This window comes from Phycicoccus sp. HDW14, from assembly GCF_011383005.1.
In the GTDB taxonomy this organism is placed as follows: domain Bacteria; phylum Actinomycetota; class Actinomycetes; order Actinomycetales; family Dermatophilaceae; genus Phycicoccus.
Genome location: NZ_CP049935.1, coordinates 175,070 through 197,495, shown reverse-complemented (window position 1 = coordinate 197,495; position 22,426 = coordinate 175,070). Strand labels below are relative to the sequence as shown.

Sequence of the window (22,426 nt, the reverse complement as noted above, 5' to 3'; positions counted from 1 at the left end):
CAGCCCGGTCGGCGTCGGCAGGGTGAGGTGGCGCAGGTCGAGGTCGGCCGTGACGCGCAGGTTCGTGTAGTCGCCCTTGATGGCCTGCAGCGAGGAGTCGGGGAACGGGTAGGTCAGCAGCAGCTGGAGCGACCTCGGCAGGTCGTCGCCGGCCTTGTTCAGCTGCGCGAGCACCGGCTTGAGCGCCGCGAGGTTCGCCAGGACGTCGTCGCGCGAGGCCTCGATGACCGTGCTGCCGACCTTCCCGAGCCGGCTGAGGGCCGTGAGCATCGAGGTCAGCTGCTCGCGCTGGTCGGCGAGGATCGCCAGCCCCTTCGGCAGCTCCTGGAGCACGGCCGCGAGCTGGTCCTTGCGCTCCGCGAGCGAGGCGCTGAGCCGGTCGATGCCGTCGATGGCCCGGATGATCTCGGCCTTCTGCTCGTCGAGGCCGCCGACGAAGGTGTCGAGCTGGGTGATGAGGCTGTCGATCTCCTCGTGGTTGCCGCGCATCGCGTCGTTCAGCTCGGACTCGATGATCTTCAGCTGGCCGACCCCGCCGCCGTTGAGCAGCATCGAGAGCGCCGAGAGGACCTCCTCGACCTCGGGGTTGCGCCCGGTGCGGGCCAGGGGGATGAGGTCGCCGTCGGCGAGGGTGCCGGTGCCGCCGCTCTCGGGGCGCTCGAGGGCGATGTACTTCTCGCCGAGGAGCGAGGTCTGCTTGAGCTCGGCGCGGGTGTCGTCGGGGAGCGTGCTCGCGGCCGGGATGCGCATCGTCACGCGGGCGGTCCAGCCGTCGAGCGCGACGCCGGTGACCTCGCCGACGGTCACCTCGTCGACCTTGACCGACGAGCGCGGCACGAGGTCGAGGACGTCGGCGAACTCGGCCTCGACGGTGATCTGGCGCCCCTCGGCGCGCGGCCCGCCGGGCAGCGGGAGGTCGTAGACGCTCGAGCATCCGGCGAGGACGACGAGGGCGAGGACGCTGAGCAGCGCGGTCGCCGCGGTGCGGGTGCGGGTGCGGTTCATCCGAGCAGCCCTCCCAGGGTCGGGTCGGCGCCGCCCAGCAGGCCGGGCGAGGCACCGGACGAGCCGGTGAGCCGGCCGAGGAGGTCGGGCAGCTTGAGGTCGAGCAGGCCGGAGTCCTTGCAGAGGTCGGTGTTCCCCGTGCCGGTCGGGCCGGTGATGATCGAGCAGAGCAGCAGGCCCGGCGTGTCGGTGCCCTGGATCGTGGCCCGGGTGTCGAGGGTGCCGTTCTTCGGATCGTAGGCCAGCTGGAGGTTGGAGAGGGCGACCGGCGCGTCGTCGAGGGTCTCGGCGAGGGCCTTGCGCTCGTCGACGACGGCGCCCGTGACGTCGGTGAGCCTCGCGACGTCGTCCTTGAGCAGGGCCCGGTTGTCCTTGACGAACGAGGTGATCTGGTCGAGGGCGACGGCGAGGTTGGCGAGGGCGGCGGACAGGTCGTCGCGCTCGCTGTCGAGGGCCGTGGTCACCGACGCGAGGTTGGTGTTGAGCCGGCGGACCTGCTGGTCGTTCGCCGCGAGGGTCTCGGTGAAGGTGTTGAGGTTCTTCACCGTCGAGAAGAGGTCGCCCCGGCCCTCGGAGAAGGTCTGCACCGCGCGGGAGAGGTTGACGGTGGTGTCGTGGAGGCTCTGGCCGTTGCCGTCGAGGTTGGCCGCCCCGGTCTCGAGCACCCGCGACAGCGCGCCGTCGGCGTTGGCCCCCTTCGGCCCGAGCGCGACCATGAGGTCGTCGAGGCTCTGGCTCACCCGGTCCAGCTCGACGGGCACCGCGGTGCGCTCGAGCGGGATGTGCGCGCCGGTGCGCATCCGGGCGCCCTTCGTGAACACCGGCAGGAGCTGGACGTACCGGTCGCTGACGAGCGACGGGGCGACGACCGCGGCCTGCGCGTCGGCCGGCACCGGGTGCTCGGAGGTGAACTCGAGGTCGACGCGGACGTGGTCGCCGGACGGCCGCACGTCGGTGACCTCCCCGACCTTGACCCCGAGGATGCGCACGTCCGAGCCCGGGAAGAGCCCGACCGCGCGGACGAAGTCGGCGCTGACCCGCACCGGCTCGGTGCGCGGCCAGAGGACGACGGCCGCGGCGACGAGGGCCACCGCGACGACACCGGCCACGACGCCGGCCCAGCGCGGCAGGCCGCGGAGCCGCTCGGGCACCCGGAGCGTGGGCCGCCTCATCGTCCGACCCCACCGATCGGGTTCGTGAGGTTCTGGATGTAGGTGTCGAACCATGGCCCGGTGCCGAGGGTGTTGGCGAAGAGCCGGGTGAACGGGGCCATCGCGGCGATCGTCTTCTTGAGGTCGGCCTCGTGCTTCTGCAGCGTCGCGAGCACGCCCTTGAGCTGGGTGAGGGCCGGCTTCAGCTGGGCCCGGTTGTCCTGCACCAGTCCCGTCACCTGCTGGGCCAGCGCGCTGGTGTTCGTGAAGAGCGTGTGGATGGCCTCGCGCCGGGTCTCGAGCTCGGCGACGAGCAGGTCGGCGTCCTTGATGAGGGTGTCGACGACCTTGTTCTGCTCGGCGACCGTGCCCGTCACCGAGTTCGCCGAGCGCAGCAGGTCGCGCAGCTTCTCGTCCCGGCCGGCGATGGTCGCCGAGAGCCGGCTCAGGCCGTCGAGGGCGGTGCGGACGTTATCGGGGGTGTCCTTGAACTCGGTCGCGAGCACGTCGAGCGACCGGGCCAGCTGTTGGGTGTCGATCTGCTCGGTCGTGCGGGTGAGGTCGGAGAAGGCGGTGATGACGTCGTAGGAGGAGACGGTGCGGTTCAGCGGGATCTGCGTCCCCTCCTTCATCTGCCCCGTCCCCCGCGGCTCGAGGGCCACGTACTTCTCGCCGAGGAGGGTCTTGATGCGCACCGACGCCGCCGTGCTCGGCCCGAAGGCCACGTCGCCGGTGACGCGGAAGTCGACGCGCACGTGCGAGCCCTCGAGGTCGACGCCCGTGACGTCGCCGACCTTCACCCCGGCGATGCGCACGTCGTCACCGTCGCGCAGGCCGCCGGCCTCGGAGAAGGCCGCGCTGTAGCGGTCACCGCCCCCGATGAGCGGCAGGCTGGAGGCGTTGAAGGCCAGCACCATGAGCACGGCGACGACCACGAGGCCGACGATGCCGAGCCTGACGGTGTTGCGGTCCCGCGGCGGACCGGAGCGGCGCCACCTCATCCCTTGCACCTCGCGGCGGCCACGTCGTACCCGAGGTTGCCCGGGGTCTTGCCGGTGGGGAGCAGCAGGTTCTGGACGTCGAACCGGCAGAGGTAGAAGTTGAACCACGAGCCGTAGGTCGCCGTCCGGGTGATCGTCGAGATCTTCGTCGGGGCCTGGCCGATGAAGCGCTCGAACTCCTTCGTGTTCGCCGGCTCGTTCAGCGTGCCGGCGAGGTGGCCGAGGTTCTTGATGTCGGCCTTGAGGTCGGGGCGGCCGGCCTGGAGCAGGCTCGCCGTGTCTCCGGTGAGCCGGTTGATGTTGGTCAGCGAGTCCCCGATGGCCTTCCGGTCGGCCGACAGGCCCGAGACGAAGCGCTGCAGCTGGGTCAGCAGGTCCTTGAACGCGGTGTCGTTGGCCTCGACCGTCGTGAGCACCGTCGTGAGGTTGTCGATGGTGCGGCCGATGACCTCGTCGCGGTCGGCGAGCGCCGTGGTCAGCGAGGCGGTCTGCCCGAGGAGGCTGTTGATGTCGCCGCCCTCGCCCTGCAGCACCGAGATGACCTGTGCCGACAGCTCGTTGACGTCCTGGGGCGACAGCGCGGCGAACAGCGGCTTGAACCCGTTGAAGAGCACCGTGAGGTCGAGCGCAGGGTGCGTGCGCTCGACCGGGATCGTGCCGTCCTCGGGCAGCGGGGCGGCGTTGCCGGGCTCCTGGGTCAGCGCGACGTAGCGCTCGCCGACGAGGTTGCGGTACTTGATGGTCGCCGCCGTGCCGCGGGTCAGGCTCGTCGAGCGCAGCACGTCGAACGTGACCTCGGCGTGGACCCGGTCGCGGGCCACGGCGATGTCGGTGACGGTGCCGACCCGCACGCCGGCGATGCGCACGTCCTGGCCCGCGGACAGGCCGGTGACGTCGGTGAAGACGGCCTTGTACGACGCCTTGTCGCCGGGCAGGACGTTGGCGATGGTCGCGGCGAGGATGCCGGTGGCGAGCACCGTGACGACGACGAAGGCGATGAGCTTGACGAGGCTCGAGGTGGTCCTCACTGGTTCACCACCCTGCCGCGGAGCATCGGCCCGGCGAGCAGCGTCGTCAGGGCCGACGGCTCGCCGCCACCCTCGGACGCGAGCGCGATGGCCACGACCTGCTGCTCGGCCTCGGTGCCGGCCAGGCCCGAGTCGACGTTGCCGACCGCGAGGCCGGTGGGTGCCAGGAGGGCCGAGGGCAGGGCCGAGCGCGCGCCACCCCCGCTGCCGTCGGCGAACGAGGCGCCTCCGCGCGGGTTGGCCTGGCTGCCACCGGGGTTGGGCAGGCCGCGGCAGCTGGGCCCGCGGTCGTCGTTCCACGCCGGCTCCTGGCCGGGGCGGTAGCCGTTGCGCTGGGGCGGCGTCTCGAGGGTGATGTGGAACTGCCCGTTGCTGAAGATCCCCTCGGCCCGCGGGATCCAGTTGACCAGCCCCTTGGCCAGGCACGGGTAGACCGGCGCGTGCTTGGCGAGCACGGCGAGGGTCGGGCGCTGCACCCGCCCGACCTGGATGATCCGGTCGTCGTTCTTCTCGAGGAACTCCGCGGTCGTGTTCGCGAAGCCGGCCGTGCCCGCGAGGAACCCGGCGAGCTGGTCCTTCTTCTCGACGATCGTCGCGTTCGTCGTGCGCAGGGCATCGGCCGCCCGCAGCAGGTTCGGGGCGGCGTCGGCGTAGGTGCTCGCGAGGTCGGCGAGCCCGCTGATGTCGGCCTGGATGAGCGGCATCTGCGGGTTGAGCTCGGTGAAGTACCGGTTGACGAGGACGAGGTTCTCGCCGAGCTTCGTGCCGCGGCCGTCGAGCGCGGTGGCCAGGGCGTTGAGGGTCGCGGCGAGCTTCTCGGGCTTGACGGTGCGCAGCAGGGGCAGCAGCTCGTCGAAGACCCGCTCGAGCTCGATGGCCACGGTCGTGCGGTCCTGGGGGATGACGTCGCCCTCGCGGATGGCCCGGCCGGCCGCACCCTGCGGCGCCACGAGGTCGACGAACCGCTCGCCGAACAGCGTCTTGGGCAGCAGCCGGGCACTGACCTTCGCGGGGATGAGGTCGACCGACGCGGGGTCGAGGGCGAGGGTGAGCGTCGCCCCCTCGGGGCCGGAGCGGATCGAGCGGACCTCGCCGACGATGACGCCGCGGATCTTGACGTCGGCCGACTCCTGCATCTGGCTGCCGATCCGGTCGGCGCGCAGCGAGACGGTGACGACGTCGGTGAACACCTTCTCGAACGTGGCGATCGACAGGGTGACCCCGAGCGCGACGACGAGGAGGAACGCGACGCCGTACGCGCGTTCCCGCAGCCCCCGAGGAGGCCCGTCATCCGGCGATCCTCACCGTCGTCGTGGCCCCCCAGATGGCCAGGCTGAGGAAGAAGTCGACGAGGTTGACCGCGACGATCGAGGTGCGCACGGCCCGGCCCACGGCCACGCCGACACCCGCCGGGCCGCCGCTCGCGGTGTAGCCGTAGTAGCAGTGGATGCCGATGATGACGACCGCGAAGATCAGCACCTTCACGAACGACCAGAGGATGTCCCCCGGTGGCAGGAACAGGTGGAAGTAGTGGTCGTAGGTGCCCTTGGACTGCCCGAAGTAGTCGGTGACGATGAACCGCGTCGCCGCGTACGACGAGAGCAGACCGAGCACGTAGAGCGGGATGACGGCGACGAAGCCGGCGATCATCCGGGTGGTGACGAGGAACGGCAGGCTCGGGATGCCCATGACCTCGAGGGCGTCGACCTCCTCGCTGATCCGCATCGCGCCGAGCTGGGCGGTGAACCCGCAGCCGACCGTGGCCGCGAGCGCGAGGCCGGCGACGAGCGGGGCGATCTCGCGGGTGTTGAGGTAGGCCGAGACGAAGCCCGCGAACGCACCGGTCCCGAGCTGGTCGAGCGAGCTGTAGCCCTGGAGGCCGACCTGCGAGCCGGTGAAGAAGGCGAGGAAGGTCAGCACCCCGACCGTGCCGCCGATGACGCTCAGCGCCCCGGTGCCGAGGGAGACCTCGGCGAGCAGCCGGAAGACCTCCTTGCGGTAGCGGCGCACCGTGCGCGGGACCCAGCGGACCGAGGCGACGTAGAAGCGCATCTGCGCGCTCAGCTCGTCGAGGAGCCGCAGCGGGGCGCGGGAGGCGGCGGAGAGGCGTGACATCGGCGTCAGATCTTCTGCGGCACGACTTGGAAGTACACGGCCGAGATGACGAAGTTGACGACGAACAGGAACATGAAGGTGATGACGACGGCCTGGTTGACGGCGTCCCCGACACCCTTGGGGCCGCCCCCGGCGGTCAGGCCCTTGTACGAGGCGACGAGGGCGGCGATCGCCCCGAAGAGCAGCGCCTTGATCTCCGAGGTGACGAGGTCGGCGATCTGGGCCAGCGCGGTGAACGAGGCGAGGTAGGCGCCCGGGGTGCCGCCCTGCACCATGACGTTGAAGACGTAGCCGCCCGCGACACCGACCACGGACACGAGCCCGTTGAGCAGCGCGGCGACGAGCATCGTCGCGAGGACCCGGGGCACGACGAGGCGCTGGATCGGCGCGATGCCCAGGACCTCCATCGCGTCGATCTCCTCGCGGATCTTGCGCGACCCGAGGTCGGCGCAGATGGCCGAGCCGCCGGCCCCCGCGACGAGCAGGGCGGTGACGAGCGGCGAGGCCTCGCGGACGACGGCGAGCACGGAGGCGGCACCGGTGAAGGACTGCGCCCCGAGCTGGCGGGTCAGCGTGCCGAGCTGGAGGGCGATGACCGCGCCGAACGGGATCGAGACCAGGGCGGTCGGCACGATGGTGACCGACGCGACGAACCACGCCTGCTGGATGAACTCCTTGAGCTGGAACGGGCGCTTCGGGACGGCCTTCGCGACGTCGACGACGAGCCCGAAGAAGGAGCCGGCCTGCCGCAGGCCGTTGGTGACCACGGTCATGCCTCGGCCCCCTGCGCCACCCCGACGATCCCGGCCGTGGTGGAGGCGAAGCTGCCGGGCGGCGGGGTGACGCCCTGGGCGCGGCACCACTCCCCCGCCTCACGCTCGGCCCGCCGCGGCGTGCCGTCGCTCGTGGGCAGCTGGAGCGGGATGGGCGGCAGCGGCGGCAGCTCCTGGCCGGACTCGGCGGCCAGCTCGTCGGCGTCCTTCTCCTCGGACATGCCGATCGGGCCGATGGTCTGGGCGTTGAGGAACTGCCGGACGACCGGCTCCTCGGACGACAGGAGCATCTCGCGCGGCCCGAACATCGCGAGGTGCCGGTGGTAGAGCAGGCCGATGTTGTCGGGCACCGTCCGGGCGGTGTTGATGTCGTGCGTGACGATGAGGAAGGTCGCGTCGATCTGGGCGTTGAGGTCGACGAAGAGCTGGTTGATGTAGCTCGTGCGCACGGGGTCGAGGCCGGAGTCGGGCTCGTCGATGAGGAGGATCTGCGGGTCGAGGACGAGGGCGCGGGCCAGGCCGGCGCGCTTGCGCATCCCCCCGGAGATCTCGCCGGGCAGCTTGCCTTCGGCGCCCGCGAGGCCGACCAGCTCCATCTTCTCGCGGACGATGTCGCCGATCTCCTTCTCGCCCTTCCTCGTGTGCTCGCGCAGCGGGAAGGCGACGTTGTCGAACAGGCTCATCGAGCCGAACAGCGCGCCGTCCTGGAAGAGCACCCCGAAGAGCTTGCGGACCTCGTAGAGGTCGTCGCCGCGCAGCTGCACGACGTCCTGGCCCTCGATGACGATCGAGCCGGCGTCGGGGCGGATGAGGCCGACGAGGGTCTTGAGGAAGACCGACTTGCCGGTGCCCGAGGGGCCGAGCAGGACCGAGATCTCGCCCGCCGGCAGGGTGAGCGTGACGTCGTCCCAGATGAGCTGGCTGCCGAAGCGCTTGGTCAGCCCGCTCACCGCGATCTCGACACCCATGTCGCCCTTCCCAGCCGTCGTCGCCACCTGCCCCGCCCGGAAGTTACCTGTCGGTAGCCGGGCCGCGGACCATCAGACCATGTCGACCGCGACGACGGTGCTTTGGTGACCTATGGCTTTTCTCAGGTGCCCCCCGTCCCGCCCGCGGTGCGGGACAGGGTGCCACGGACGAGGGTTCGGCGTGGGCCGGTCGGACGGATTGGTCGACCCCGGGCACGCGAACGGGGCCCGACCGCGAACGGTCGGGCCCCGTAGGGCGTGGCGTCATCCCCTCACGGGGACGATGTCACTTGAGGGTGACGGTGGCGCCGGCGCCCTCGAGCTGCTCCTTGGCCTTCTCGGCCGCGGCCTTGTCGACCTTCTCGAGGACGGGCTTCGGGGCGCCGTCGACGAGGTCCTTGGCCTCCTTGAGACCGAGGGAGGTCAGCGCGCGGACCTCCTTGATGACGGCGATCTTCTTGTCGCCGGCGGCCTCGAGGACGACGTCGAACTCGTCCTGCTCGGCCGGGGCGTCGTCGCCGCCACCGGCGGCCGGGGCGGCGGCACCGGCGACCGCGACGGGCGCGGCGGCGGTGACGTTGAAGGTGTCCTCGAACTGCTTGACGAACTCGGAGAGCTCGATGAGGGTCATCTCCTTGAAGGCGTCAAGGAGCTCGTCGGTGCTGAGCTTGGCCATGATGGCGTCCTTTCGTTGCTGCGTGGTGCCGTGAGTGGCGGTTGAGTGGTGAGCGGACCCGGGGGTCAGCTCTCGTCGCCACCCTCGGCGACGTCGGTGGCCTCGGCATCGGCCTCGGCGGGGGTCTCCGGCGCGGCCTCGGCCGGGGCGTCGGCGGTGGCCGCCGGGCCCTCGGTCTCGACCTTGGCCCGCAGCGCCTCGACCGCGCGGGCGGCCTGGGAGAGCGGAGCGGCGAAGAGGTAGACGGCCTGGCTGAGCGAGGCGTTCATGGCGCCGGCCAGCTTGGCGAGGAGCACCTCGCGGGACTCGAGGTCCGCGAGCTTGGTGATCTCGGCGGCGGAGAGGGACTTGCCCTCGAGCACACCGCCCTTGATCACCAGGAGGGGGTTGGCCTTGGCGAAGTCGCGCAGACCCTTGGCCGCCTCCACGGGGTCGCCCTCGACGAAGGCGATCGCGGACGGGCCGACGAGCTGACCGTCGAACGCGGTCACCCCGGCGTCCTTGGCAGCGAGCTGGGTCAGCGTGTTCTTGACCACGGCGTAGGTCGCGTTGCCACGCAGGGTGTTGCGCAGCTCGGTGATCTGCGCCACCGAGAGTCCCCGGTACTCCGTGAGGACGGCGGCGTTGGAGCTCTTGAACTTCTCCGAGAGCTCGGCGATCGCCGAAACCTTGTCGGCACGTGACATTCGGGCCTCCTTCCGTCGGGTCGGACCGCCCGTGAAGGACCCGGGAACGAGAGAGAGCCCCGGCGCAGGGCACGGGGCTCGGGGCGCGGCGGGGGCATGACGCCACCGGTCGCTTCCGGTACTTCGTGGCCTGCGCTGGTCGCCCGCTCTCGGCGGGGCCTTCGGTCTCGTGCGGGTGCACGTGACCACCGGCGGTCTTCGGTCGTGGACCAGCGTACGGGACGGCCCGCCCCGCTCCCAAATCGCTGCGGCGCCCCGGGAGGTCCCGGGGCGCCGCGGCGGTGCTGCTCGTGCGTGCGGGGTGTCAGCTCGTGGGGAGCTCGAAGGTGCCGACCTCGGAGGCCGCGGGGGCCTTGATGCTGACCGGCTCGCCCCACTTGGAGTAGGTCATCTTCAGGGCCTGGCCGCTGACGTCCATGCTCATCGTCAGGGGCAGCTGGTCCTTGTCGAAGGTCAGGTCGTAGGTCATGCCGTCGGGCATCTGCTTGAGCGACTCCTCGGTGAGCCCGGGGACCCCGGCCGCCTGCTTCTTGACCGCCGCGGCGAGCTGCTCCTTGGTGAGCTTGACCGTGTAGGTGGTGTTGCCGCCCTCGATCGACTTGACCGTGGCCTTGGCGCCCTCGAAGCCCTTGAGCTGCTCGGCGGGGTTGGACATGCTCGACTCCATCTGGCCGAGCATCGGACCCATCATCTGGGACATCTGGTCCTTGCCGTTGGGGTCGATCTTGATCCACTTCTTGCCGCCGGCCATCTGGGCGAAGCTCGCGCCGCCCATGTACATGACCTTGTCGACGTAGACCAGGTCGAGCTTCTCGCCCGAGACGGTCATCGTCATGGCCATCTTCGGCGAGGTGCCGCTGTAGTCGACGTCGGCCTCGGCCTTGCCCTCTGCCCCCAGGTCCATCGTCATGTGGGCGCTGCCCTTGTCCTTGACGGCGGCCGAGCTCTTCGTCGCGAGCTCGGCGAGGTCGACGGTGTCGCCGACCTTGACGGCGGCCGCGGGGGCCTCCTGCGAGGTGCCGGCCTTGCTGCCGGTGCCGGTGTCGGCGGTCGTGGAGCCGCAGGCCCCGAGGGCGAGGGCCCCGGACAGGGCCAGGGCGGTGACGATGGTGCGCTTCATACGGAACTTCCCCCGTGAGGTCGTCGTGGGAGCGGGGCCGTGGCGGCCGCCGCGTGGTGCCAGCGTACGGGTCCGACGTGGGTGGGGATGACCCGGTTCCGCGGTCGTGACCCTCTCGTCACCATCGTCGCGACGCGAACGGGCCCGCCGCCCCGTGGGGGACGGCGGGCCCGGTGCGCGAGGGCGGGGGCTCAGGCCTCCACGGACTCCTCGGTGAGGTTGCGGGTCTTGCTGGCGTCGAGCGGGATGCCCGGGCCCATCGTCGTCGACAGGGTCGCCTTGGTGATGTACCGGCCCTTGGAGGCGGCCGGCTTGAGCCGGAGCACCTCCTCGAGGGCGGTGGCGTAGTTCTCGACGAGGGACTTCTCGTCGAAGGAGGCCTTGCCGATGATGAAGTGGAGGTTCGCGTGCTTGTCGACGCGGAACTCGATCTTGCCGCCCTTGATGTCGGACACGGCCTTGGCGGTGTCCATCGTGACCGTGCCGGTCTTCGGGTTGGGCATGAGACCGCGCGGGCCGAGGACCTTGCCGAGCCGGCCGACCTTGCCCATGAGGTCCGGGGTCGCGACGACGGCGTCGAAGTCGAGCCAGCCGCCGGCGACCTTCTCGAGGAGGTCGTCGGAGCCGACGAAGTCGGCACCGGCCGCGGTGGCCGCCTCGGCCTTGTCGCCGTTGGCGAAGACGAGGACGCGGGCGGTCTTGCCCGTGCCGTGCGGGAGGTTGACCGTGCCGCGGACCATCTGGTCGGCCTTGCGGGGGTCGACGCCGAGGCGGAACGCGACCTCGACGGTCTCGTCGTACTTGGCCGACGCGACGTCCTTGGCGATGCGGATCGCCTCGAGGGGGGCGTAGACCTTGTCCGCGTCGATCTTCTCGGTCGCGGCGCGGTAGGACTTGCTGCGCTTCATGTGCTGCTCCTGGTGTGGTGGTGGAGTCGTGGTGATCGGGCCGAAGCAGGCCCTGCCACAGGGGGGTTCGACCGGGCTCAGAGCTCGGTCTCGATGCCCATCTGACGGGCGGTGCCGGCGATGATCTTCATCGCGGCCTCGACGTCGTTGGCGTTGAGGTCGGGCATCTTGGCCTCCGCGATCTCGCGGAGCTGGTCGTTGGTAAGCTTGCCCGCCTTGGTCTTGTGCGGCTCGCCCGAGCCCTTCGCGACGCCGGCGGCCTTCTTGATGAGCTCGGAGGCCGGCGGGGTCTTGGTGATGAAGGTGAACGAGCGGTCTTCGTAGACCGTGATGACGACGGGGATGATGCTGCCGCGCTGGTGCTCGGTCGCCGCGTTGTACGCCTTGACGAACTCCATGATGTTGACGCCGTGCTGACCGAGCGCGGGGCCGACGGGGGGCGCGGGGGTCGCGGCACCTGCCTGGATCTGCAGGTTGATGTAGCCGGAGACCTTCTTCTTGGGGGCATGTCTGTCCTTGTTCTGGTGGGGGTGGGCCGACGCCGTGGGCGATGACCCCTTTGCAGTGTCCGCGGGTCCCCCGCGGAGGGGGTCCTCCGGTCAGATCTTGGCGACCTGGCTGAAGGAGAGCTCGACCGGGGTCTCCCGGCCGAAGATCGAGACGAGCACCTTGAGCTTCTGGGTGTCGGCGTTGATCTCGGAGATCGTCGCCGGCAGGGTCTCGAAGGGGCCGTCCATGACGGTGACCGACTCGCCGACCTCGAAGTCGACGACCGTGGTCTCGCCGGACGAGCCGCCCGAGGAGGCCTGCGCCCCACCGGAGGCACCCGCGGCGGCCGGCGGCTCGAGGTCGGCCGGCTTGAGCATCGTGAAGACCTCGTCGAGGGTCAGCGGCACCGGCTGGTGGGCGTTGCCGACGAACCCGGTGACGCCCGGGGTGTGCCGGACGGCGCCCCACGACTCGTCGGTGAGGTCCATCCGGACGAGGACGTAGCCGGGCATCCGGACCCGGCGGACCAGCTTGCGCTGCCCGCCCTTGATCTCGGTGACCTCCTCCATCGGGACCTGGGTCTCGAAGATGTAGTCCTCCATGTTGAGGGACTGCGTCCGGTTCTCGAGGTTGGCCTTCACGCGGTTCTCGTAGCCGGCGTAGGAGTGGATGACGTACCACTCGCCGAACTTGGCGGCGAGGTCGTCCTTGAACGCCTGGACCGGGTCGATGCCCTCGAGGACGTCGCCGTCCTCGTCGACGGGGGTGGCGGGCGCGTCGTCCGCGTCGTCGGTGCCGTGCTCCTCGGCGTCGTCCTCGTCGGTGCCGTCGTCGTCGGAGGCGGACTCCTCGGTGTCGGCCTCGGCCTGCGCCGCGTCGAAGGACTCGGCGGCCTCGAGGTCGACCTCCTGGACGGGGGTGTCGTCGACCGGGAGGTCGCTCGGGGCGTCGGCGGCGGACTCCTCCGTCACGGCCTCGGGCGCCACCTCGGGGGCGTCGTCGGACGCCACGTCGGGGTTGTCGGTCCACTGGTCGGACACGGGTGACCTCTTCCTTGTTCTGCGGGGTGCCGGGGGGCGGTGTGCTCTGGCGCGGCGGTGCGGGTCAGGACCCGTTGCCGAGGACCAGCCCGATGAGCTTGCTGAAGCCGAAGTCGAGCCCGGAGACGATGGCCATCATCACGACGACGAACACGATGACGACGATGGTGTAGTTCCACAGCTCGTTGCGCGTGGGCCGGACGACCTTGCGCAGCTCGTCGAGGATCTGGCTGACGAACAGCCCCACGGCGCGGAACCACCGGGAGATGGGGTTGCCGCTCCGCTCCGTGCCCTTGGCGGGGCGGGAGGGAGTCCTGGTCTGACCCACGTCAGTCACGGTGCCTCTTCACGTCGAGCTGCTCGGTTCGGTTGCCTTCCGGGCGGCACGACCGCGAAGGCAGCCCGACGGAGCGGGCCGCGTTTCGTGGACGTACCACACGTGCGACGCAGGGCAGGAGGGACTCGAACCCCCAACCGCCGGTTTTGGAGACCGGTGCTCTACCAATTGAGCCACTGCCCTGTGGGACCGCCGTTGGGGGGCGGACCCGGGTGGTGCGACCGGCCTGACGGCACGCCGACAGATGGTGGTCACACCGAACGGACAGCATACGGGACGCCCCGGGCCGGACGCGAACCGCCCGACCCGGGGACCCCGCAGCCGTCACGCGACGTCGTCCTCAGCGCAGGGTCGTCGTCACGCGGAGGATCTTGTGCCCGGAGGTCGGCTCCTGCGCGAGCTTCCCGCCCGCAGAGAGGGGCGTGTGGTTCTCCGAGAAGAACACGTAGTCGATCTTGCCCTTGCGGTGCGTGGCCGGCCCGACCCGCTTCTTCCGCTTCTGGGCCAGCTGGCCGGCCTCGACGAAGCGGCCCTGCGAGCGCGACTCCGGGTAGAGGTACAGCGGGTCGAGCTCGGAGGAGGTGAGCTGGGAGTTCAGGTCGCCCGCGACGATGACCGCGTCCTTCGCGTCGATCCAGGGGGTCGTGATCGCGCGGATGCGTTCGGTCTCACCGCGCCGCACGACGGCCGCGTTCGTGTCGTAGGTCGACAGGTGGGTCGAGCAGGCGTGGGTCCGGTGGCCGCCGAAGCCGAAGGCGACGCACGCGATGCCGAAGTTCTTGCCCTCGCCGGGGACGGCGTAGGCCTCGGCGAACCGGCTCCCCTTGCCGGGGCGGATCGCGACGTTCCCCTTGCCTGCCGGGCACTGCGTGTTGGAGGTCTGCTCGTGGTAGCTGACCGCCCACCCCTTGTGCTTCTTCTTCAGGTCCTTCACCCAGGACTGGCAGACCTCCTGCATGGTCGCGACATCGGCCTTGCCCTGCTCGAGGTCGCGCACGACCTCGAGGAAGCGGTCCTTGTGCTGGTCGGTGTTGTGCTGGATGACGCGGATCGTCGTCGGGCCGGCCGCCTCGGCGGACGGGGCGGTGGAGATGCCGGCGGTCAGGCCGGCGGCGGCCACGCCGACGGCGGCCAGGGCGGCGAGGAGCGGGCGGGTTCTGGTGTGGGTCATGCAGTTCCCCCGGGTGGGTTGGTGGAGGGCGCCGTTCGCCCCCCGGCAGTCCACGACCGTGCCACCCCGGGAGGTGCCCCGCGATGGGGAGCACTCCCCCGCCGGCCGCTCCGCGGTCGGGGCCGACGGCACCCGGGGCGCCTCTGCCACGATGGGCGGGTGAGCACCTCAGCCACCGCCCCGACCCCCCTCGCCGACCGCTCCCCCGAGGAGCTGCGCGCCTTCCTCGACGAGCAGCGTGCGGCGTACGCCGCCCTCACCGAGCGCGGGCTGCGCCTGGACCTGACCCGCGGGAAGCCCAGCGCCGAGCAGCTCGACCTCTCCGAGCGGCTGCTCTCGCTCCCGGAGGGCCATCGCGACCGCGCCGGCACCGACGTGCGCAACTACGGCGGCCTCGAGGGCCTCCCGGAGCTGCGCGAGATGTTCGCCGAGCTGCTGGGCGTCGACGCCGACCAGGTCCTCGCCGGGGGCAACGCGAGCCTGTCGATGATGCACGAGGTCCTCGTCTTCCACCTGATGCACGGCGGGGTCGACTCGCCGCGGCCGTGGAAGGACGAGGAGAAGGTCACCTTCGTCTGCCCGGTGCCCGGCTACGACCGGCACTACACGATGCTCGAGTCCTACGGCATCGAGATGGTCACCGTGCCGATGCTCGAGGACGGCCCGGACGTCGCCGCCGTCCAGGCGCTCGTGCGTGACGACCCGCGCGTCAAGGGCATGTGGATCGTGCCGACCTACGCCAACCCGGCCGGTTCGGTCGTCACGCAGGAGGTCGCGGCCCGGCTGGCGGCGATGCCCACGGCCGCTCCCGACTTCCGGCTCTTCTGGGACAACGCCTACGCACTGCACCACCTCACCGAGGACGAGGCGAAGTCGGCCGACATCCTCTCGCTCGCCTCGGCCGCGGGGCACCCGCACCGTCCGGTGGTCTTCGCGTCGACGAGCAAGATCACCTTCGCCGGCTCGGGCGTCGCCTTCCTCGCCGGGTCGCGCGAGACGGTCGCCTGGTACCTCTCGCACCTGAAGTTCGCCTCGATCGGGCCGGACAAGGTCAACCACCTGCGGCACGTGCAGTTCTTCGGCTCGCCCGACGGCGTGCGCGCGCACATGGGGCGCCACCGCGAGATCCTCGCGCCGAAGTTCGCCGCCGTCGACGCGGCACTGACCGCCGGCCTCGAGGGGCTCGGCATCGCCGAGTGGACCCGGCCGCGTGGTGGCTACTTCGTGAGCCTCGACGTGCCCGACGGGTGCGCCTCGCGGGTCGTGGCCCTCGCCAAGGAGGCCGGCATCGCGCTGACGCCGGCCGGGGCGTCCTTCCCGTACGGCAAGGACCCGCGCGACCGGAACATCCGTCTCGCGCCGTCGTTCCCGGTGCTCGAGGAGGTCGAGACCGCGATGGCCGGGGTCGCGACGTGCGTCGCACTGGCCGCCGCCGAGCAGCTCGCCGGCGACGTAGGGTGACGGGATGAGCGAGCACCCCGACGAGCGGTCCGACGAGCCCACCTACGGCGACGAGGACCAGCTCCAGCCGGAGGACACCCTCGAGCAGGAGGACGTCGACGACGTGCTCGACCGCGGGTACTCCCCGCCCGAGAAGCTGCACGGGTCGCTGGCCCACGGCGTGACCGCCGAGGAGCAGGGCCGCGACGAGACCATCGAGGAGCGCATCCACCAGGAGGTGCCCGACCCGACGTCGGCGTACGGGGCCCCGGACAACGAGTCCGGGCTCGACGAGGACCGTGTCGGGGGCGACGACCCCGACGCGATCGACGCCGAGGACGACTGGCTCGGCGACGGCGAGGTCGGCGACGAGCGGGCGGGCCGGCTGGTCGCGCCCGACGAGGGCCTGGGCTCGGACGACGAGAAGGACCTCGTCGGCGAGGACGTCGGCATCGACGGCGCCGCGGCCTCGGCCGAGGAGGCCGCCGTGCACGTCATCGGCGAGGGCGACCTCGACGAGGAGACCTCGGAGGAGTGAGCCAGGGCGCCGGGGCCCCGCCGCCGGGCGCCGAGGGTGCGGCGTCACGCCCGGTCGGCACGCTGCCGAAGGCCCACCTCCACCTGCACTTCACCGGCTCGATGCGGGTCGAGACCGTGCGCGACATGGCGCGCGAGCACGGGCTGCGGCTGCCGGCGACGCTGACGACCGACTACCCGCCGCTCTTCGACGCCTCGGACCAGCGGGGGTGGTTCCGCTTCCAGCGGCTCTACGACGTGGCGCGCGGGTGCGTGCGCGGCGAGGCCGACATGCGGCGGATCGTGCGGGAGGCGGCGATCGACGACGGGGCCGAGGGGTCGCACTGGCTGGAGCTGCAGGTCGACCCGACGTCGTACGCGCCGTTCGTCGGGGGGATCACGCCGGCGCTGGAGATCGTGCTCGACGAGGCGGCGGCGGTGTCGCGGGTGCCGGGAGCGGCGCAGGTGGCGGTGGTCGTGGCGGCGTCGCGGATGCGCCACCCGCTCGAGGCGCGCACGCTGGCGCGGCTGGCGGCGCGGTACGCCGGCGAGGACGCGGGGACGGTCGTGGGGTTCGGGCTGTCGAACGACGAGCGGCGCGGTGACACGGAGGAGTTCGCGGCGGCGTTCGGCATCGCGCGCCGGGCCGGGCTGGCGTCGGTGCCGCACGCCGGGGAGCTGCTGGGGGCCGACGCGGTGGCGGCGACGCTGGACGCGACCACGCCCGACCGGCTCGGGCACGGGGTGCGGGCGGTGGAGGACCCGCGGGTGCTCGACCGGGTGGTCGCGGCCGGGGTGGCGCTGGAGGTGTGCCCGGGGTCGAACGTGTCGCTGGGGGTGTACGACGTGCCGGAGGACGTGCCGCTGCGACGGCTGCTGTCGGCGGGGGCGGTGGTGGCGCTGGGGGCGGACGACCCGCTGATCTTCGGCTCGCGGCTGGCCGAGCAGTACGAGACGGCGCGCACGGTGCACGGGCTGTCGGACGTCGAGCTGGCGGGGCTGGCGCGGTCGTCGCTGGCGGCGAGCCGGGCGCCCGAGGCGGTGCGGGCCGCGGCGGAGCGGGACATCGCGGCGTGGCTGGGGCGTCGACCGGCGGCTGAGGTGGTGTCGCCAGGGGCTCGGCGCCCGGGCGGGACCCCGGGCACCACAGGTGCGACTCCTCTCGGATGAGTCAGCACCTGAAGCAACCGAGAGCAGCCGACGCACACCGGGTCCGGCCGTCGCCGTCCACAGGGACGCCTCGTCAGCCGGCGATCCACAGGCTGCAGACCGGGTCTGGACCCAGCGTCCACCGCCCGACGACGCTCGCTCCATGGACGACCGACCGAACAGCTACCCCACCTTCGCCGCCGAGCTCGTCGAGGCGCGTGCCACCCTCGGCCTGGGCGACGAGGTCGGGCTCGCCTTGCGGGCGACGCGGCACCGACTCGGGCTGAGCCAGCGCGCCTACGCCGCCCTGCGCGGATGGTCTCTCAGCCGGCTCGCCCGCCTCGAGGCCGGCGCGGAGCGACTCCGGCTCGGTGACGTCGTCGCAGCCCTGGAGGGCACGGAGTACCGGCTCGCCCTCTGCCGACGCGCGGTCGGCGGCCCCTCACCCCCGCCGGCAGGCGCTCCCTCACCGGCCGGTGCGGCCCTGCCCGTTCCTGTCCCGCCGGACCACTGGCCGCGCACCGAGCTGCTGGCCCGGGTCCGGGACGGCAGTCGGCGCTTCCCCGGGCACCGCGACGCCGAACAGGTCGACTTCCCGCCGCAGTGGTGGTGGAACACCGAGGCGACGCGGTTCGGCACCGTCCCCCCGCACTGGAGCGCCCCGGTGCCTTGGGAGCGCCGCTCCGCCCCACCGGAGGAAGGAGCCGCCTAGAGCTCCTGGCCGAGCAGCACGGGCTCGTTGACGAGGGTGATGCCGAACGCGTCCTGCACGCCGTCACGCACCTCGCGGGCCAGCGCGACGACGTCGGCCGCCCGCGCCGAGCCCCGGTTGGTCAGGGCCAGGGAGTGCTTCGTCGACACGGCGGCCGGCCCGGGCATCCCGTAGCCCTTCCCGAACCCGGCGCGCTCGATGAGCCACGCCGCGGAGGTCTTGACGCGCCCTCCGGCGTCCGGGAACCGCGGCGGCGCACCCGCCTCGGACCCGAGCCGCTCGCCCGCACGCTCCTCGAGCGCCGCGAACTCCGCCTCGGAGAGCACCGGGTTGGTGAAGAACGACCCGCACGACCAGGTGTCGTGGTCGTCCGCGTCGAGCACCATCCCCCGCCGCCGCCGCTGGGCGAGCACCGCCTCGCGCGCCTCGGCGAGCGGCACGCGGTCGCCCGACTCGACGCCCAGCTGGGCCGCCAGGTCGCCGTAGCGCACCGGCTGGGAGAGGGACTGCAGGACCAGCTGGAACATCACGTCGAGCACGACGTAGCGGTCGGTGCCCTTGAAGAGCGAGTGCCGGTAGGTGAAGCGGCAGTCGACCGACATCATCGTGCGGACCTTCTCCTCGAGCCGGTCCCAGACCCGCACGCGGGCCACCGTCTGCGAGACGTCCTGTGCGTAGGCCCCGACGTTCTGGATCGGCGTCGCACCCGTCGACCCCGGGATGCCCGAGAGCGCCTCGATGCCCGACCAGCCCTCGGCGCAGGCTCGCTCGACGAACGGGTCCCACGGCTCGCCGGCCGCGACGGTGACGTTGGCGCCCCCGCAGGAGTCGGCCGAGTCGAGGTCGACCCCACGGGTCGCCACGACGACGACGGTTCCGGCGAACCCCTCGTCGGGCAGCACGAGGTTCGACCCCCCGCCGAGCACGAGCAGCGGCTCGTCGGCGTCGTCGACCTCGCGCACCGCGTCGACGAGCTCGTCGGTGGTCTCGGCGACGACCATCCGGGCGGCCGGGCCGCCCACGCGCATCGTCGTGTACCCCGCGAGGGGCTCGTCGTGCAGCTCGCGCATCAGCCGAGGCGCACGACCGCGACGCAGCGTCCGAGCACCTTCTGCCCCTCGCTCGTCACGGTGAGCTCGACGCCCACGCGCCCGGTCTCGGCGTCGACCGAGGTGACCTTGCCCTCGACCTGGATCTCCGCCCCCGAGGAGGGCACGACCACCGGCTTGGTGAACCGCGTGCCGTACTCGACGACGCGACCGGCGTCACCGGCCCAGTCGGCGAGGACGGTGGCGGCGGCGCCCATCGTCCACATGCCGTGGGCGATGACGTCGGGGAGCCCGACCGAGCGGGCGAACTCCTCGTCCTGGTGGATGGGGTTCTGGTCGCCCGAGGCGTTCGCGTAGGCGACGAGGGTGTCGCGGCCGACGGGCACGGAGACCGGCCCGAGGACGTCGCCGACGGAGACGGAGTCGAGGGAGCGCGCGCCCATCAGTCCTCCCCTCCCCGCACGACGATGGTCGAGGTGCAGGTGGCCAGCGCCTCCCCGGCCGCGGTGGCCAGCTCGGTGCGCGTGGTGATCATCGAGTGCCCGCCGGCCTGGCGGATCTGGTCGACGGTGAGGGTGCCGAGCACCTCGTCGCCCGCGGTGATCGGGCGGTGGTGGACGAAGCGCTGCTCGCCGTGGACCACCCGGCTGTAGTCGATGCCCGCCTCGGGGTCGGCGACGTAGGCCCGGTCGGAGGCCTGGGCGAAGCGCACGGCCATCGTCGGCGGGGCGACGACGTCGGCGTACCCGGCCGCGCGGGCGGCCTCGGGGTCGGTGTGGACCGGGTCGGACGAGCCGACCGCCGCGGCGAAGGCCGCGATGAGCGCGGCGTCGACCGGGTAGGGCCCGCTGGGCGGGTAGGTGCGTCCGAGGAAGTCGGCATTCACGGCCATGGCGACCACTCTAGGGGCCGGGCGCCGCACGCCGGCGACCCGGCCGCGGACGCGACGAGGCCGCCGGCACCGGGTGGGTGCGGGCGGCCTCGTCGGGTGACGCGGGTGGAAGCGTCAGCGGGTCTCGCGGTGCGCGGTGTGCTTCTTGCAGCGCGGGCAGAACTTCGCCAGCTCGAGCCGGTCGGGGTCGTTGCGCCGGTTCTTCTTGGTGATGTAGTTGCGCTCCTTGCACTCCGTGCACGCCAGGGTGATCTTGGGGCGGACGTCGGTGGCCTTGGCCATGGGGGCAACCTGCTCTCGGAAAACGGTGGTGGATCTCGGGATGCGGCGCGGGCGAGGGACTCAAGCCCACGCGCGGCACCAGCACAACAGGGTACGCGACCCCGGTGTTCCCGGGAAATCGCGACCGATGCGTAGCGGGAGCGGGGCTCGATCCCGCGACCTCACGATTATGAGTCGTGCGCTCTAACCAGCTGAGCTACCCCGCCTTGGGGAACGACCGGGAACCCCTCTCGGGGAGCTGGGCTCCGGGCGGACCAGAGCCCCCTGTCGGAATCGAACCGACGACCTTTTCCTTACCATGGAAACGCTCTGCCGACTGAGCTAAGGGGGCGCGCGCGAGGGCTGGAAACCACCCCTGAGCGCGACGGAGACACTACACGGTCACGCTCGGTCGAGTGAAATCCGGGCCTCCACGAGGGCCGGTCCGTACCAGGTGAGCAACCGGCCGGAGACCAGCCGGGTCGGCACGCGCGTGAAGGCCTCGGGTCCGTCGGTCGCCGTGAACTCGTACGGTTCGTCCGGGAGCAGCGCGACGTCGGCCACGTCCGGGTCGTCGAGCGCGCCCACGTCGACGTGCGGGTAGCGTCCCTCCGTTCCCCCGATGACGACCTCGAAGCCGGCCCGCGCGAGGAGGTCGGCGGTGAAGGTCGGGCGGCCCACGACCATCCACGGGTCGCGCCAGATCGGGACGACGGCCCGCGCCCGTGGCTCCGGGACCGGACCGGACCAGGCCGCCGCGGCCTCGACCAGCCACGGCGGCTCGTCGAGGCCCAGCCCCTCGGAGAACAACCGCCGCATCGAGGCCAGCGACTGCGGCACCGTCTCGATGTCGGTCACCCAGACGGCCAGGCCGCGCTCGCGCATCCGGCTGACGTCGAGCTCGCGGTTCTCCTCCTTGTTCGCGACGACGAGGTCGGGCGCCAGGCCCGTGACCGCCGCGAGGTCGGGGTTCTTGGTGCCGCGCACGCGGGTGACGTCGAGGTCGGCGGGGTGGGTGCACCAGTCGGTGGCGCCGACCAGCCGCTCCGGGCAGGTCGCGGCGAGCGCCTCGGTGAGCGAAGGGACGAGCGAGACGACGCGGCGCGCCGGGCCCGCGAGGGGCACCGGCGCGCCGAGGTCGTCGAGGAGGGGCATCAGCAGGGCGGCGGGGTCAGCGCGGGGCCATCCGCAGCGCGCCGTCCATCCGGATGACCTCGCCGTTGAGGTAGTCGTGGTCGACGATCGCCAGGGCGAGCTTCGCGTACTCCTCGGGGCGGGCGAGCCGCTGCGGGAACGGCACCCCGGCGGCCAGCCCGGCGCGGAAGTCGTCGGAGACCGTGGCGAGCATTGGCGTCTCGACGATGCCCGGCGCGATGGTGACCACCCGGATGCCGAACTGCGCGAGGTCGCGGGCGGCCGGCAGGGTGAGCCCGACGATGCCGCCCTTGCTCGAGGCGTACGCGGCCTGGCCGACCTGGCCGTCGTAGGCGGCGATGCTCGCGGTGTTGACGACGACGCCCCGCTGGCCCTCGGCGTCGGGCTCGGTGGCCGCGATGGCCTCGGCGGCGACGGTCATGACGACGAAGGTGCCGAGGAGGTTGACCTCGAGGACCTTCCGGTACAGGTCGATCGAGTGGGTGCCCTTGCGCCCGAGGATGCGCGCCGACGGCCCGATGCCGGCGCAGTTGACGACCACGCGCAGCGGTCGCTCGGGGTCACCGGCGGCCTCGTCGACGGCCGCGCGCACGTCGGCCTCGGAGGTGACGTCGGTGGGGACGTAGGAGACCCCGGGGACGTCCGGCCCCGCGGCGCAGGCGTCGGGGAGGTCGAGGGCGAGGACCCGGGCGCCGGCCGCGGCGAGGGCGGCGGCGGTGGCCGCACCCAGCCCGGAGGCACCGCCGGTGACGAGGGCGGAGGTGTTGGCGATCTGCATGGCCGT

General features: G+C 72.1%; 24 protein-coding genes, 3 tRNA genes and 2 pseudogenes. 4 read left to right on the top strand and 25 right to left on the bottom strand.

The genetic code is table 11. From position 1 onward, the window contains the following. Nucleotides 1-114 precede the first annotated feature (114 nt). From G7075_RS01005 to G7075_RS00925, 17 genes and pseudogenes are all read right to left on the bottom strand, one after another. Nucleotides 115-1,005, bottom strand: a pseudogene (locus tag G7075_RS01005) (MCE family protein); the annotation flags it as partial. After that, nucleotides 1,002-2,156: an MCE family protein gene (locus G7075_RS01000; protein ID WP_240917798.1), complete on the bottom strand. Its 1,155-nt coding sequence runs from the start codon at nucleotides 2,154-2,156 to the stop codon at nucleotides 1,002-1,004. The pseudogene G7075_RS01005 and the gene G7075_RS01000, both read right to left, overlap by 4 nt. A 17-nt stretch (nucleotides 2,157-2,173) precedes the next feature. Next, nucleotides 2,174-3,157, bottom strand: coding sequence for an MCE family protein (locus G7075_RS00995; RefSeq protein ID WP_166117989.1), 984 nt, complete (start codon nucleotides 3,155-3,157; stop codon nucleotides 2,174-2,176). Next, complete coding sequence (locus tag G7075_RS00990) at nucleotides 3,154-4,185, bottom strand: MCE family protein (protein WP_166117987.1); 1,032 nt, start codon at nucleotides 4,183-4,185, stop codon at nucleotides 3,154-3,156. Before G7075_RS00990 ends, G7075_RS00995 begins: the two co-directional genes overlap by 4 nt. Further along, nucleotides 4,182-5,456, bottom strand: a complete 1,275-nt coding sequence (locus tag G7075_RS00985; RefSeq protein ID WP_166124158.1) for an MCE family protein — start codon at nucleotides 5,454-5,456, stop codon at nucleotides 4,182-4,184. Before G7075_RS00985 ends, G7075_RS00990 begins: the two co-directional genes overlap by 4 nt. Nucleotides 5,457-5,472: 16 nt before the next feature. After that, the gene (locus G7075_RS00980; protein ID WP_166117985.1) at nucleotides 5,473-6,300 is read right to left on the bottom strand and encodes an ABC transporter permease; all 828 of its coding nucleotides are present in this window, start codon (nucleotides 6,298-6,300) and stop codon (nucleotides 5,473-5,475) included. A gap of 5 nt (nucleotides 6,301-6,305) precedes the next feature. Next, nucleotides 6,306-7,067 carry an ABC transporter permease gene (locus tag G7075_RS00975; RefSeq protein WP_205860684.1) on the bottom strand — a complete coding sequence of 254 codons (762 nt, stop codon included), beginning with the start codon at nucleotides 7,065-7,067 and terminating at the stop codon, nucleotides 6,306-6,308. A gap of 2 nt (nucleotides 7,068-7,069) precedes the next feature. Continuing rightward, on the bottom strand, nucleotides 7,070-8,068 hold the full coding sequence (locus G7075_RS00970; RefSeq protein WP_305849799.1) for an ABC transporter ATP-binding protein: 999 nt from the start codon (nucleotides 8,066-8,068) through the stop codon (nucleotides 7,070-7,072). A 259-nt stretch (nucleotides 8,069-8,327) separates the two neighbouring features. Then, on the bottom strand, nucleotides 8,328-8,717 hold the full coding sequence (gene rplL / locus G7075_RS00965; protein ID WP_166117981.1) for a 50S ribosomal protein L7/L12: 390 nt from the start codon (nucleotides 8,715-8,717) through the stop codon (nucleotides 8,328-8,330). Between the two features lie 65 nt (nucleotides 8,718-8,782). Beyond that, on the bottom strand, nucleotides 8,783-9,403 hold the full coding sequence (rplJ, locus tag G7075_RS00960; RefSeq protein WP_166117979.1) for a 50S ribosomal protein L10: 621 nt from the start codon (nucleotides 9,401-9,403) through the stop codon (nucleotides 8,783-8,785). 304 nt (nucleotides 9,404-9,707) lie between these two features. Continuing rightward, nucleotides 9,708-10,523 carry a hypothetical protein gene (locus tag G7075_RS00955; protein WP_166117977.1) on the bottom strand — a complete coding sequence of 272 codons (816 nt, stop codon included), beginning with the start codon at nucleotides 10,521-10,523 and terminating at the stop codon, nucleotides 9,708-9,710. A 191-nt stretch (nucleotides 10,524-10,714) separates the two neighbouring features. After that, entirely contained in the window at nucleotides 10,715-11,431 is a 717-nt protein-coding gene (gene rplA, locus G7075_RS00950; RefSeq protein WP_166117975.1) for a 50S ribosomal protein L1, read from the bottom strand. A 77-nt stretch (nucleotides 11,432-11,508) separates the two neighbouring features. Further along, nucleotides 11,509-11,934 (bottom strand): annotated as a pseudogene (gene rplK / locus G7075_RS00945) (50S ribosomal protein L11); the annotation flags it as partial. A 96-nt stretch (nucleotides 11,935-12,030) separates the two neighbouring features. Next, nucleotides 12,031-12,960: a transcription termination/antitermination protein NusG gene (gene nusG / locus G7075_RS00940; RefSeq protein WP_166117973.1), complete on the bottom strand. Its 930-nt coding sequence runs from the start codon at nucleotides 12,958-12,960 to the stop codon at nucleotides 12,031-12,033. A 64-nt stretch (nucleotides 12,961-13,024) separates the two neighbouring features. Then, nucleotides 13,025-13,288 carry a preprotein translocase subunit SecE gene (secE, locus tag G7075_RS00935; protein WP_166117971.1) on the bottom strand — a complete coding sequence of 88 codons (264 nt, stop codon included), beginning with the start codon at nucleotides 13,286-13,288 and terminating at the stop codon, nucleotides 13,025-13,027. 119 nt (nucleotides 13,289-13,407) lie between these two features. Then, nucleotides 13,408-13,480 (bottom strand) — tRNA-Trp (locus tag G7075_RS00930). A gap of 157 nt (nucleotides 13,481-13,637) precedes the next feature. Then, complete coding sequence (locus tag G7075_RS00925) at nucleotides 13,638-14,468, bottom strand: endonuclease/exonuclease/phosphatase family protein (RefSeq protein ID WP_166117969.1); 831 nt, start codon at nucleotides 14,466-14,468, stop codon at nucleotides 13,638-13,640. A gap of 159 nt (nucleotides 14,469-14,627) precedes the next feature. Between G7075_RS00925 and G7075_RS00920 the strand changes: the two genes are divergently transcribed. From G7075_RS00920 to G7075_RS00905, 4 genes are all read left to right on the top strand, one after another. Then, entirely contained in the window at nucleotides 14,628-15,929 is a 1,302-nt protein-coding gene (locus G7075_RS00920) for an aminotransferase class I/II-fold pyridoxal phosphate-dependent enzyme (protein WP_166117967.1), read from the top strand. Between the two features lie 4 nt (nucleotides 15,930-15,933). Next, nucleotides 15,934-16,446 carry a DUF5709 domain-containing protein gene (locus G7075_RS00915; protein ID WP_166117965.1) on the top strand — a complete coding sequence of 171 codons (513 nt, stop codon included), beginning with the start codon at nucleotides 15,934-15,936 and terminating at the stop codon, nucleotides 16,444-16,446. After that, the gene (locus tag G7075_RS00910) at nucleotides 16,443-17,594 is read left to right on the top strand and encodes an adenosine deaminase (RefSeq protein WP_166117963.1); all 1,152 of its coding nucleotides are present in this window, start codon (nucleotides 16,443-16,445) and stop codon (nucleotides 17,592-17,594) included. Before G7075_RS00915 ends, G7075_RS00910 begins: the two co-directional genes overlap by 4 nt. A gap of 142 nt (nucleotides 17,595-17,736) precedes the next feature. Further along, nucleotides 17,737-18,285 carry a helix-turn-helix transcriptional regulator gene (locus tag G7075_RS00905; protein ID WP_166117961.1) on the top strand — a complete coding sequence of 183 codons (549 nt, stop codon included), beginning with the start codon at nucleotides 17,737-17,739 and terminating at the stop codon, nucleotides 18,283-18,285. Here G7075_RS00905 and G7075_RS00900 read toward each other — a convergent pair. The 8 genes from G7075_RS00900 to G7075_RS00865 all read right to left on the bottom strand — a co-directional run bounded on the left by G7075_RS00900 (nucleotide 18,282) and on the right by G7075_RS00865 (nucleotide 22,420). Next, complete coding sequence (locus G7075_RS00900; protein ID WP_166117959.1) at nucleotides 18,282-19,355, bottom strand: UDP-N-acetylmuramate dehydrogenase; 1,074 nt, start codon at nucleotides 19,353-19,355, stop codon at nucleotides 18,282-18,284. The two genes, G7075_RS00905 and G7075_RS00900, sit on opposite strands and share 4 nt — an antisense overlap. Continuing rightward, nucleotides 19,355-19,777: a MaoC family dehydratase gene (locus G7075_RS00895; protein ID WP_166117957.1), complete on the bottom strand. Its 423-nt coding sequence runs from the start codon at nucleotides 19,775-19,777 to the stop codon at nucleotides 19,355-19,357. Before G7075_RS00895 ends, G7075_RS00900 begins: the two co-directional genes overlap by 1 nt. After that, nucleotides 19,777-20,226 (bottom strand): MaoC family dehydratase N-terminal domain-containing protein, encoded by a 450-nt coding sequence (locus G7075_RS00890; RefSeq protein ID WP_166117955.1) that lies wholly within the window; start codon nucleotides 20,224-20,226, stop codon nucleotides 19,777-19,779. The genes G7075_RS00895 and G7075_RS00890 overlap by 1 nt, the downstream gene beginning before the upstream one ends. Before the next feature lie 114 nt (nucleotides 20,227-20,340). Further along, nucleotides 20,341-20,508 carry a 50S ribosomal protein L33 gene (gene rpmG, locus G7075_RS00885; protein WP_030526789.1) on the bottom strand — a complete coding sequence of 56 codons (168 nt, stop codon included), beginning with the start codon at nucleotides 20,506-20,508 and terminating at the stop codon, nucleotides 20,341-20,343. Between the two features lie 132 nt (nucleotides 20,509-20,640). Then, a tRNA-Met gene (locus G7075_RS00880) sits at nucleotides 20,641-20,714 on the bottom strand. A gap of 52 nt (nucleotides 20,715-20,766) precedes the next feature. Then, nucleotides 20,767-20,839 (bottom strand) — tRNA-Thr (locus tag G7075_RS00875). Nucleotides 20,840-20,889: 50 nt separating this feature from the next. Further along, complete coding sequence (locus tag G7075_RS00870; RefSeq protein WP_166117953.1) at nucleotides 20,890-21,642, bottom strand: helical backbone metal receptor; 753 nt, start codon at nucleotides 21,640-21,642, stop codon at nucleotides 20,890-20,892. Nucleotides 21,643-21,658: 16 nt separating this feature from the next. Continuing rightward, nucleotides 21,659-22,420 (bottom strand): SDR family NAD(P)-dependent oxidoreductase, encoded by a 762-nt coding sequence (locus G7075_RS00865; protein ID WP_166117951.1) that lies wholly within the window; start codon nucleotides 22,418-22,420, stop codon nucleotides 21,659-21,661. Nucleotides 22,421-22,426: the final 6 nt, after the last annotated feature.